13 protein-coding genes are annotated in these 10,987 nt (G+C 40.1%); 10 read left to right on the forward strand and 3 right to left on the reverse strand.

What is annotated here, in order from left to right:
* Window positions 1-7: 7 nt before the first annotated feature.
* Window positions 8-2,263, reverse strand: coding sequence for a family 20 glycosylhydrolase (locus AC1DO4_RS16745; protein WP_477417823.1), 2,256 nt, complete (start codon window positions 2,261-2,263; stop codon window positions 8-10).
* A gap of 347 nt (window positions 2,264-2,610) precedes the next feature.
* On the opposite strand from AC1DO4_RS16745, the gene AC1DO4_RS16750 reads away from it, so the two are divergent.
* The gene (locus tag AC1DO4_RS16750) at window positions 2,611-2,934 is read left to right on the forward strand and encodes a hypothetical protein (protein WP_477417825.1); all 324 of its coding nucleotides are present in this window, start codon (window positions 2,611-2,613) and stop codon (window positions 2,932-2,934) included.
* A 5-nt stretch (window positions 2,935-2,939) separates the two neighbouring features.
* Here the strand turns inward: AC1DO4_RS16750 and AC1DO4_RS16755 are convergent, their stop codons facing one another.
* Window positions 2,940-3,638, reverse strand: a complete 699-nt coding sequence (locus AC1DO4_RS16755) for a uracil-DNA glycosylase family protein (protein ID WP_477417827.1) — start codon at window positions 3,636-3,638, stop codon at window positions 2,940-2,942.
* Between the two features lie 90 nt (window positions 3,639-3,728).
* Here AC1DO4_RS16755 and AC1DO4_RS16760 point away from each other — a divergent pair, with 90 nt between their 5' ends.
* Entirely contained in the window at window positions 3,729-4,355 is a 627-nt protein-coding gene (locus AC1DO4_RS16760) for a LysE family translocator (RefSeq protein ID WP_477417829.1), read from the forward strand.
* A 61-nt stretch (window positions 4,356-4,416) separates the two neighbouring features.
* Here the strand turns inward: AC1DO4_RS16760 and AC1DO4_RS16765 are convergent, their stop codons facing one another.
* Complete coding sequence (locus AC1DO4_RS16765) at window positions 4,417-6,045, reverse strand: carboxylesterase/lipase family protein (RefSeq protein WP_477417831.1); 1,629 nt, start codon at window positions 6,043-6,045, stop codon at window positions 4,417-4,419.
* Between the two features lie 133 nt (window positions 6,046-6,178).
* Between AC1DO4_RS16765 and AC1DO4_RS16770 the strand changes: the two genes are divergently transcribed.
* The 8 genes from AC1DO4_RS16770 to AC1DO4_RS16805 form a co-directional block, all read left to right on the forward strand.
* Window positions 6,179-6,913, forward strand: coding sequence for an NUDIX hydrolase (locus tag AC1DO4_RS16770; RefSeq protein WP_477417833.1), 735 nt, complete (start codon window positions 6,179-6,181; stop codon window positions 6,911-6,913).
* Between the two features lie 116 nt (window positions 6,914-7,029).
* The gene (locus AC1DO4_RS16775) at window positions 7,030-7,461 is read left to right on the forward strand and encodes a VOC family protein (RefSeq protein WP_477417835.1); all 432 of its coding nucleotides are present in this window, start codon (window positions 7,030-7,032) and stop codon (window positions 7,459-7,461) included.
* 83 nt (window positions 7,462-7,544) lie between these two features.
* A complete protein-coding gene (locus AC1DO4_RS16780; RefSeq protein WP_477417837.1) occupies window positions 7,545-7,922 on the forward strand; it encodes a DoxX family protein in 378 nt (125 codons plus the stop codon).
* A gap of 33 nt (window positions 7,923-7,955) precedes the next feature.
* Window positions 7,956-8,177: a hypothetical protein gene (locus AC1DO4_RS16785; protein WP_477417839.1), complete on the forward strand. Its 222-nt coding sequence runs from the start codon at window positions 7,956-7,958 to the stop codon at window positions 8,175-8,177.
* A 59-nt stretch (window positions 8,178-8,236) separates the two neighbouring features.
* Window positions 8,237-8,626 carry a VOC family protein gene (locus AC1DO4_RS16790; protein ID WP_477417841.1) on the forward strand — a complete coding sequence of 130 codons (390 nt, stop codon included), beginning with the start codon at window positions 8,237-8,239 and terminating at the stop codon, window positions 8,624-8,626.
* 540 nt (window positions 8,627-9,166) lie between these two features.
* Window positions 9,167-9,553 carry a response regulator gene (locus tag AC1DO4_RS16795; protein ID WP_477417843.1) on the forward strand — a complete coding sequence of 129 codons (387 nt, stop codon included), beginning with the start codon at window positions 9,167-9,169 and terminating at the stop codon, window positions 9,551-9,553.
* Window positions 9,534-10,619, forward strand: coding sequence for a sugar transferase (locus tag AC1DO4_RS16800; protein ID WP_477417845.1), 1,086 nt, complete (start codon window positions 9,534-9,536; stop codon window positions 10,617-10,619). The genes AC1DO4_RS16795 and AC1DO4_RS16800 overlap by 20 nt, the downstream gene beginning before the upstream one ends.
* A 3-nt stretch (window positions 10,620-10,622) precedes the next feature.
* Window positions 10,623-10,987 (forward strand): hypothetical protein (locus tag AC1DO4_RS16805; protein WP_477417847.1); only part of this gene is annotated, 365 nt, incomplete at its 3' end.

The following is a 10,987-nucleotide window of genomic DNA, read 5'->3' on the forward strand; positions in this document are numbered from 1 at the left end:
AAGATCTTTAATTTTTAAACCAATCTGCCGGCACATCCTGTGGTGCAGATCCGTTAACACTATATTTCAATTTCAAGGTGAAACCGCCACCACCTTCAATAAAATCAAGTTTAAAAGGGTGTGCCCCCATTTTTAAAGCTATTTGCCCGCTGCGTTCCTGGGCCGAGTGATTACCATCGTTATTTACAACTACATTGGGGCCTATGCTTAATACTCCGCCATCATCGCATGTTAAATAAAAGCTGTAAATACCATCAGCCGGAACATCAATGTATCCCTTATAAGTAATACCAAATGACGGTGCTTGTACTGTAGCAGGCACTTCAATTTTATCAGTTGTGAAAGTACTGTCTATTTTTGCAGCCTGCATCAATGCCGTTTCCTTAAAATAAGCTTTATAATAGGTACAGGCCAATCCAGGTTTTGGCGGTGCTATTTTTACCGGTCCAAGCATTTGTTGTTGGGTATAATGTAAATTATAAACATCGCCACGGGTGCCGGTTGAGGTAAAGGCAGCAACCCTTACTAATTCGGATTTTTTTATAATTAATGGTGATGGCAATATTGGTGATTTAACATCGGGCAAAGTACCATCCGCAGTATAACGGATAGTTAAACTTTTTGATGGTGAAGCTATGTTTAATTTGCCTTCATCGGTAAATACGTATTCATTTAAAAGATCAGGCAGATCTGGCAAGCGGTAATTGATCTTCAAAGCATCCATCCTGCTATATTCCTGTACCAGGCGCTGTAAATAAGAATCGTATTTATCCGGTTGGTTTGTCCAAAGTAATTCTGCCAATGCAGTCATCCTCGGCATATACATATAGTCGGCGCGCCTTTCGGAAGGGATCTGCTCTGTCCAGATGTTTGCCTGCGCACCAATGATGGATTTGGCTTCTTCGGTATCTAATACTTTGGGAATCGGGTTAAAATGATATACTCTATAGATAGAATACTGGTCGGCCTGGTTATCAAAATAGAGCGGTTCACCGGGTGTCATGATCACGGTATTACCGTTTTTTACTGCTTTAACCGGTGCTTGCGGCACCCAGGTGCGCCAATACATCACTATAGCTGTCGGGCTGATGCCGCCTTCAATGATCTCATCCCATCCTATCAGTTTACGGCCTTTTGAGTTAAAGAATTTCTCCATCCGGTTGATAAAATAACTTTGCAGCGCTGGCAGGTCTTTAATGCCTTCCTTCTCCATCAAAGCTTTGCAGGCTTCAGATTTACCCCAATCGGTACGGTCAACCTCATCACCGCCTATGTGGATATATTTAGACGGAAAGATATCCATGATCTCGCTGAATACATTTTGCGCAAACTCAAAAGTAGTTTCGTTGCATGGGCAAATAGGTTTGGTAAACAGCGCACCCCATTTATTTTCGCCGTTGCAGGTTAAAAATGGGTACGAGTTAATTGCTGCCATCATGTGACCAGGCATATCAATCTCGGGGATAATATCAATGTGCCTTGCAGTTGCATAAGCTACTACCCCCTTCATTTCCTGCTGCGTATAAAAGCCGCCGTATAGTGTTTTACCTTCGCGCTGTATGATGTGCTCTTTATCAATAATAAAGTCCGGGTTATCTTTTGAGCGTTTCATGCATGATGAATCCTGGTTGTTAAATGTACGCCAGGCGCCATCCTCGGTTAGTTTTGGGTATTTTTTTATTTCGATGCGCCAGCCCTGGTCGTCGGTTAAGTGGAGGTGCAGCTTATTCATCTTATAAAGCGCCATCCTGTCGATAAACTTCCTGAGATAGCTTACAGAGAAAAAGTGCCGTGATACGTCAAGGTGCATCCCCCGCCAGTCATACGCCGGCTTATCTTCTATCGATACTACAGGTAAAGTTAATTGCTTATGAATTGCGCCGGTTTCAATAGAAACGGGCAATAACTGCCGGATAGTTTCTATGGCGTGGAATACACCAGCCGGATCCTTAGCCCTGATAACCAATTGTTTAGTGGTTATACTTAACCTATATGCTTCGGGTGCGGTAATGCCGGCATCATAAACCAGTTTTATAGCGCGTGGCTTGTCGGTTTTATTTAGTTTTAGTGATCTGCCCAAACCCTTTTGCAGCAGCTTATTAAGCTCGGCAGCTTCGTTGGTAAATTCTTTTGCAGCTATAATGCTTGTTTGAGCTGTTATTACAAAAGAGCCGGTGCCTGCTACCAACTCACTTGGATACGGGATCAAAGGAAACTTTGATACTTCCTGTGCATTTGCAGCAAAACAGGTTGACATCATCATAACCATTAACTTAAATAAAGAGATTTTTTTAACGAAAGCCATCATCAGCAGTTAGGATTATTGATAAAGTTAAAAAGACGAAATTATGATCATAGGTGTAACCAACCCAACAAAATTAAAATAAAACATGTTGCTTTTTACACGGTTTATATAATTTGAAGAATAATTTTATAAACATATTAAAACTTTTTAATTTTATTTCAAAAGCCTCTAAATTGTTACTTGTGTACGGTGAACAATATTAAACATTAGTGAATCTATATAATCGCACAGTTCATTCCATATTATTTCATGCCCGTTTGTAACATTCGTGTAATTAGTGTGTTTACTTAAAAAAAGTAATTATTATGATAATCAGCGGCGTAACATTCGGCATAACTAAGGAAGACGGAACACATATCAACATAGCTATAGATCCGGCAGATATCAACAAAGTTGAAAGCAATAATGCTGGGATCTATAAATTGTACAGGGAAATAGACAGCCCCAAAACATTTGATAAAGGGTATTTAGGCGCCATATTTTTAGATGACGTTGATCCCGGTTACCAATATTCCGGCAGTACCGAGCTTACGGATTTTGAATTGAAACAATTAGCGCAATTCATCAGGGATTACCATGCTACCGGTAAAGAGTTTGATGACCACCAGCGCGATATCAGTACAAAATAAATGGGTTAAATAACAGCCTGGTTAAAAACCTTAAGATATTTGGCAATATAATCCTGCTTCGTTTTTGATTTATATTGCATTATAAAACGAGGATGTTCCAACGCGATTATCTGCTTAAAGAATTTCTTTTCTTCATTTAGTTTTCTCAAAAATGCCTCGTTTTTACCTGTGCCGAAGCAAAAGCAAGTATCTGTTTCAAAGCCAAGATCTATCTGTTTTTGGATGTTTTCAATAATAAAGGGATATACAGCTTTGGTTAGCTCAGGGGTATCGTAGTAATTATAATTCACCTCCTTACCTTTTGGGCCGGTTATGGTAAAACCCAGGGGGCAAACCGAATGAATATAAAATTGCTGGTAAAACGCCGCTATTCCTCCGAAGGCGTTAATCATATCATATACATATGCTGATGATGGCTCATGAGTCATAGGGCCGGTATACGGGATCTGGCATTGATCAATCATCCGTTTAGGATCGGTAAAAGAAACGCCCGTCATCCCCGATCCAAACCTGCCGGGATTTATGCCGAGGATCAAATGCCGCCGGTGATTATCGCTATAATATTTGCTGTAAAATTGTGATGAAACATCAAACGCAAAATCATTATCCCTAAATGGGTTCATGATGCTGATTCCCGGTGGCAGAGTGCCTGTATACGCCAATTGTTTATTAAAATCGATTATCCTATCGGCAAATGTGTTCATATTAAGCGCTAACCTATCAAAAATCAGCAAAAAGCCGAAGGCTTAAAGTAAAAAGCTTTCTTTAAATCATCATATAATTACCTTTACATTATGGGGATCATCAATTTTACTACTTTTTTGGTAACGTCTTTTCTGTTTATCATTTCGCCGGGTATCGATACTATTTTTGTGCTTAATAAATCTATTGCCCAGGGAAAAAAAGCCGGTGTTTACTCAACTTTGGGCATTACTACAGGTGTGCTTGTACATACTACCCTGGCAGCCTTTGGATTATCGCTTATCCTTTCTCAATCGGCAACGGCATTTAGTTTTGTTAAATATGCTGGTGCCGCTTATTTGGTATGTCTTGGTATTAGCAAATTCTTTTCAAAGGATACAGTTGTAAAAAAAGATGCGCCTGCTATAATTGAGTCTGTAAGGAAAACTTATTTATCTGCGGTGCTTACCAATGCACTCAATCCCAAGGTGGCAATCTTCTTCCTGGCTTTCTTTCCGCAGTTTATACAGCCTGCCCACATCCATAATGCATTGCCTTTTATATTACTTGGGGTTACTTACGGACTGACGAGTTTAGTATGGTTTATGATATTAACATTTTTTGCAGGTTCCCTTTCAATCCGGTTAAAACAACGGCCTTTATTTGGCGTTTGGCTAAATAAATTCTCGGCTATAGTTTTTGTGCTAATGGGTGTTAAAATTGCATTCACAAAAAGATAATATCAAAAAAAATCCCGGCGCCCCCACAGCGACCGGGATAATCACCCCCTGTACAAAATTTTTATTTCATATACTCCTTATCAAGAAACACATACCGTGCCCTGTCATTTTCAGTTTTTTGCTCGCTTTTTACGTCGATATCCATAAACTTAACCGGGCTTTTACCTGTGTTGGCGTCCCATTTTGGCAAGCCTGATCCATTGGGATTGCCGGTTTTTATAAAGTTGGCAAAGTAGTTTTCCATGGTTTCTGATACCTTGTAATCATCAGGTGTCCATGCATAAACTTTATTACTGGCCAGGTTACCCATGGCATACTCAATTTCCGATGCATGTGAGGCACCTACAGCTGCAGGTGCTTTGGCCGCAGGTTTAGCGGCATCTCCTTTAACAACTCCTCCTGCAAGACCCGCCGTGGCATTACCCATTTGCGCAGTCATAGCCGGGCGGATGCGCGAAAAGCAATAACGGTAAACAGGTTTGCCACCGGTTTGAATTTGCAGATCGGCCCATTTCCAGGTGCTGTACACTATAAACCTATCGCTTGATAGGGCCGTGGCCGATTTAATAACTTCCTCATCTGTTGATGCAGGGTATAGTTTCAAAGCCTCATCGGCCTTATCACCATATATAGTAGCGAGTGTTTTTTTATAGTTCTCCAATGTTGGTGCATCAGCACGCATTAAAAACTGGTAGGGTACCTCGGCCGAGTTCCATCCTACCAGGATTGGTATTTTAGCTTGTTCGCCGGCCTCAAAAATTGCAGGTAAAGATTTTGGCAATAAATAGCCATCAATAGTAGGCGTCATTGGCGTCGAACCTGGTTTAAAAACAGCATCCAGCAGCTCGGCTGCAGGTATCGCCCTTAGTTCGGCCAGTGAACCGGCTTTTACATGTGTGGCAAACGTCACTCCATTTTTTTCGGCATCGGCCAGTGGTATTGAGTTTAACGTTGGTTTTATACCCGCGCCACTTTCCCCGATTGCGCCTATAATGAGGTCTTTTGATAATGGCGATGCCATCTGCACCGATACAGATATTGAACCTGCTGACTCGCCTGCTATAGTTACATGTTTAGGATCGCCACCAAATTTAGCCACGTTTTTTTGAACCCATAGTAAGGCCGCATTTTGATCAAGGTAGCCATAGTTACCCGATGAATGATTAGGCGACTCTTTGGTTAAATCGGGGTGAGAAAAAAAGCCGAAAACGCCCAGCCTGTAATTCACCGTAAGTACCACGATGCCTTTTTTTGCCATGCTTTCACCATCATAACGTGGCTCAGAGCCATCGCCTGCGGCAAGACCTCCTCCGTAAAAATAAACCAGTACAGGTAATTTTTCCTTCATGGTTTTTGCGGGGGTCCACACGTTCAGGTACAGGCAATCTTCACTCATACCGGCTGAGCGGAATCCCATATCGCCAAAAATTGGTAGTTGCATCGGCTTGTTTCCAAAATGATCGGCCTTGCGTACGCCATCCCAGTTTTTTGTTGGCTGTGGTTCTTTCCACCGCAGATCGCCAACAGGTGGCTGGGCAAAAGGAATCCCCTTAAAGATAGTTACCGGCGAACCTGCCTCTTTTACGCCTTCCAGTTTCCCGTTTTCAACGGTTACCTGGTTTGTTTGTGCAATTACTTCTACGGTAGCAATTTGCACCAGCATCAATACTGCTAAAAATGGTTTTATCATATGGCTATAATTAGTTTAGTTGGTTTAACACGAAGATAAGATATCTATTGTATCATTTTGTTACAATAATAAATTAATTTTATCCGGGTAACAATTTTTTTTTGTTACTTGCTATAATTTTTATTTATAAAGCATGAGTAACGAATCCAGGAAACAGGAAATTAATGCCGGCGGAGATGGTTATTTGCCTGGTTTGGCTATTGATGCCGTTATTTTTGGCTTTCATGATAATCAGTTAAAAGTATTACTGCTCACCTATAAAAACACGGGTCTGTTTGCGTTGCCCGGTGGTTTCATACGCGATACCGAGGATGTAAACGAAGCCGCCCGCCGGGTTTTGTTTGATCGTACCGGCTTAACCAATATTTTTTTGGATCAGTTTTATGTTTTTGGCGATAAAAGCCGGCATGATACCGCACCGCTAAAGGCTATCATGACAGCAACAAGGGGTGTTGCTCCACCCGACGATCATTGGCTGCTGAAACGCTTTATATCTGTTGGCTATTATGCCCTGGTTGATTTTACAAAGGCTATCCCCACTCCCGATAGTATATCAGACAGTTGCGACTGGTTTGGTTTGGATAATTTGCCCGAACTGATGCAGGATCATAAACTCATTATTCAAAAAGCTTTGGAAACCCTGCGGGCCAATCTTGATCAAAAACTTATCGGCTTTAATTTATTAACAGAGGACTTTACCATGGGCGATCTGCAAAGCCTTTATGAAACTATTTTAAATAAGAAACTTATCCGGGCGGCATTTCAGCGTAAGATACTGAGCCTGGGGATATTGGAGCGTACCGCCAAAAAATGGACCGGCGGTGCACATAAAGCCCCCTATTTGTACAGATTTATATCCGAACGATAATTTCTGTCATAATTTAGCCCCATAATTGTCGTATTCTGCCCGCTTTGGTTATCTTTATTCAACCTAAATTTACTTCTGTAAACAATAACCAAATTATCAACTAAACTTCAATTAAAATGGTAACAATTAATCCGTATTTAAATTTCCCTGGTAATACAGAGGAAGCTTTCAATTTTTACAAATCGGTTTTTGGCGGCGATTTTTTAACTGTAATGCGTTTTAAAGACTCCCAGGAGGCTGGGAATATAGCCGAAGAAGACAAAGAAAAACTGATGCATATAGCCCTGCCAATTGGTAAAGGCAATATATTGATGGCCACAGATGCCGTTGGCCAAATGGGTATGGGGTATAAGCCAGGCAACAATTTCCAACTTTCTTTAACTACAGAAAGCGAAGAAGAAGCAAACACGCTGTTCAATGCGCTATCTGCCGGGGGCCATGTAATGGTACCACTTGCACCAGCATCATGGGGCGACTTTTTCGGGTGGTTTTCTGATAAGTTTGGTATTTCATGGATGGTAAGCTATTCACCTAACCGCCCGCAGTAAATTTTACAATTATGAGTGCCAAAACAACTAAGATCACTTATTGGATATTGACAGTTTTGCTTGTACTGTTTAAACCTTAAATCATGAAAATCGCTGTAATCATTGTTCGCACCCTTGTTGGCCTGATGTTCCTGTGGGCATCAGCAGCATATTTTTTAAAACTTTACCCTACGCCGGTGATGACAGGCAATGCTAAAACTTTTAATGAAGGCTTAATGGCTGCCATTTATTTAATGCCGCTGATTAAGGCGCTCGAGCTGATTTGTTCTATATTACTGCTTATAGGCAGATGTGTTGCGCTGGCTTTAATAGTGTTGTTTCCTATTATGGTAAATATTGTTTTTTATCATGCGTTTTTAGGACCGGCGCAGTTACCTATTGTAATTGCGTTACTAATTGGCATCCTATTCCTGGCATACACACAGCGTGATAAATACGCGCCATTGTTCACCTGGAAATAAACAACCTATACACGGATTAAAAAATGAACTGTTATGACGGTAGAAGTTTTTAAAACCAATGTAAACAAGCGTAAATACGCCAAAGTTTTATTGCAACACATCCATAAAACGTTCTCGGGCTATAACGCCAATTTCGATCTGGATGACTGCGATAACATATTGCGTGTGCAATGTAACAATGGCACAATCAGGTCCAAAGCGTTGATACTGTTCCTGAGAGATTTTGGTTACCACGCAGAGGTACTTACGGACTAATACCAATCATTTAAAACAAAAACCAACCCTGGTAATTGTAATAACTAAAAGGAGGTACTATGTTAAAAAACAGCAAAGCATTCAGCGGTTTTTCGGTAAATGATATACCAAAAGCCAAAGAGTTTTATGGCCACACATTAGGACTTGAGGTTGAAGATGACATTGAAATGCCGGGCATTTTACACCTCAAAATTTCTGGTGGTAATAATATCATTATCTATCCCAAACCCAATCATGAGCCTGCAACCTTTACAATCCTCAACTTCCCGGTTCAGGATGTGGAGGCGGCGGTTGATGAACTTACCAAACGTGGGGTTAAATTCATTGTTTATAACGAAGAAAACTTTAAAACCAACGAGAAAGGAATCTTCACTGCTGGTGGGCCTGTTATCGCCTGGTTTAATGACCCGGCAGGGAATATATTATCTGTTATTGAACAAAAGGGTTAGCCGAGCTTTTGTTATAATAGCAAAAGCCCTTAGGTAGATTCTACTTAAGGGCTTTTGTGTATACCGTAAAATTACTGCAGGTGATGTGAAATATGGCGTCCATCCCCCCATTTGGCTTTTACTCTTCCATTAAAGGACACCCCATCTGCCTTTAAAATAATAGCCGGATAAAACCTTCCAGGCCACAGGCTTACCTTAAATGGAACTATCCAAAATCAAACAATGGGTGTTAGAACCTTTTTTTTTACTTTACCACTGATAAGTAAGGTTAGTTTGCAAAAAAACTATGACATGCAATTTATTATACACATTTTATGCGTATTTTCGGTACAATAAATGTTTACTTGCATTTATCAATATTAAAGTTGGGTATTTTACGAATATTTGTAAAAAAACAAACTCTTAGTATTATTTTAACGTACACCTGATACTTTACTATTATAATTTATTTGCAAGGTGTTCAAAACCTAATCTACTTATTAATCGTTACTTTACGTGTTTTTAATTACCTTTTAACGCAGATTACGCCAAACCAGACATATGAAGAGAACTTTACTAATTGTTGATGATGATTTAAGCATATTGAAATTACTTAATTTTATTCTTTCAAAAGACTATGATGTTGTGGTTAAAAACAACGGCATTGATGCATTTGGCTGGTTGGAAGATGGCAACATGCCCGATCTGATCCTTTCTGATCTTGAAATGCCTTATTTTGATGGCCAGTCATTTGCTAAAAATGTTAAAATAAGTGGGTTTTATCGCGATATTCCGGTTTTATTACTATCCGCAGCCCACGATCTGGATGAGCAGGTAAGCAAAATGCCTTTCAAAATAGATGGACACATGTACAAACCATTTAAACCTACTGAGCTAAAATCGGCAATTAACAAACTCTTACAAGTTTATGAATCACAAAACGTCTGATTGGAACGAAAACTCAGGTTCGCACATCAAGATTGCTTATGCCGGGGTGGAGTTTAAAAAACTGATATTAACCGGCCTTAGCAATTTTAATATCCATCTTAACGATTCCCTCGCCGAGCTTGACAATTACCTTAAAGAGCAGTCTATTTTAACCGTACCAGACATTATCCTGATGGAGGTAGATGCTCATGGAAAATGCTTTGCACTTGTTGAAGAAATTAAAAAGAGCTTTTTACTTAATGGATCAATTATTGTTTTGTTATCCACTCAAAACGACAAATCACTTAAAAAAAGGGCTATTCAACTTAAAGTACATGATTTTTATAGCCAGCCTTTTGCTATCGATGACCTGCGCGAAAGGCTAAACTTCCTGGTAACCTTTAAGCTGATAAAACCAAAGCTGCTTGAACTTTCAAAAGAGGTTGATACAACTTACAAAATGCCTTTTGGAAAGCGCATTATTGACCTTGGCATCTCGGGGGCAATGTTATTTTTCCTGTCGCCGCTTTACCTGCTTATCGCTATAGCTATAAAGCTTGATTCAAAGGGGCCGGTACTTTATAAAAGTAAGCGTGTTGGTACAGGTTACAAAGTGTTTGATTTTTACAAATTCAGATCGATGCGAACCGATGCAGATCAATTGTTAGCTCAATTGTCAACAGAGAACAATCAATACGCAACCGAGGGGGGAGCCAACAAAGCAGCGTTTGTAAAAATTAAAAACGATCCGCGTATAACAAAACTTGGCAACTTTTTACGTAATTCGAGCTTAGACGAACTGCCGCAACTTTTTAACATATTAGTTGGCGATATGTCTGTAGTTGGCAACAGGCCATTACCTGTTTACGAGGCCGAAATGTTAACCTCAAACGAATGGTCGATGAGGTTCCTGGGCCCTGCTGGTTTAACCGGGTTATGGCAGATAAGCAAACGGGGAAAAGAAGATATGTCTGAAAGGGAAAGAAAAAAACTGGATAACTTTTATGCTCAAAAGTACTCTATTTGGTTAGATTTRCGAATTATTGCGGGAACTGTGCCAGCTCTCTTTCAAAAAGAAAAAGTATAAATAATGAATAAACCTATAACAGTTTTTTGCTTTTTATTAACTATCACCCTGTTTTCTAAACAATTATATGCCCAGGAAACATTTATTAATACGGTTAACATGCCATATCTTGATAAGCTGGTAGCTATCGCTAAAAAGAACTATCCGGAAGTAAAAGCGAAGCAAAGCCAGGTAAACGCCGCCCACAGTAATTATAATGCAACCAAATTTGCATGGCTGGATGGATTAACTGCCTCTTACATTTATAGTCCGCAAAATTTAGTTAACCAGGCACGACCCACCATATTTAAGGGCTACCAGCTGGCTATAACACTTAATATTGGTCAACTGTTTAAAAACCCTTCAATAACCAGTGCGGCCCGTGAAAC

This window comes from Mucilaginibacter sp. P5_A6, from assembly GCF_056400585.1.

Coding starts and splice junctions, on each gene's coding strand:
- AC1DO4_RS16790 (WP_477417841.1), top strand. CDS start 8,237: ATGTTAAAAAACAGCAAAGCATTCAGCGGTTTTTCGGTAAATGATATA.
- AC1DO4_RS16785 (WP_477417839.1), top strand. CDS start 7,956: ATGACGGTAGAAGTTTTTAAAACCAATGTAAACAAGCGTAAATACGCC.
- AC1DO4_RS16770 (WP_477417833.1), top strand. CDS start 6,179: ATGAGTAACGAATCCAGGAAACAGGAAATTAATGCCGGCGGAGATGGT.
- AC1DO4_RS16765 (WP_477417831.1), bottom strand. CDS start 6,045: ATGATAAAACCATTTTTAGCAGTATTGATGCTGGTGCAAATTGCTACC.
- AC1DO4_RS16760 (WP_477417829.1), top strand. CDS start 3,729: ATGGGGATCATCAATTTTACTACTTTTTTGGTAACGTCTTTTCTGTTT.
- AC1DO4_RS16750 (WP_477417825.1), top strand. CDS start 2,611: ATGATAATCAGCGGCGTAACATTCGGCATAACTAAGGAAGACGGAACA.
- AC1DO4_RS16775 (WP_477417835.1), top strand. CDS start 7,030: ATGGTAACAATTAATCCGTATTTAAATTTCCCTGGTAATACAGAGGAA.
- AC1DO4_RS16745 (WP_477417823.1), bottom strand. CDS start 2,263: ATGATGATGTCAACCTGTTTTGCTGCAAATGCACAGGAAGTATCAAAG.
- AC1DO4_RS16755 (WP_477417827.1), bottom strand. CDS start 3,638: ATGAACACATTTGCCGATAGGATAATCGATTTTAATAAACAATTGGCG.
- AC1DO4_RS16795 (WP_477417843.1), top strand. CDS start 9,167: ATGAAGAGAACTTTACTAATTGTTGATGATGATTTAAGCATATTGAAA.
- AC1DO4_RS16780 (WP_477417837.1), top strand. CDS start 7,545: ATGAAAATCGCTGTAATCATTGTTCGCACCCTTGTTGGCCTGATGTTC.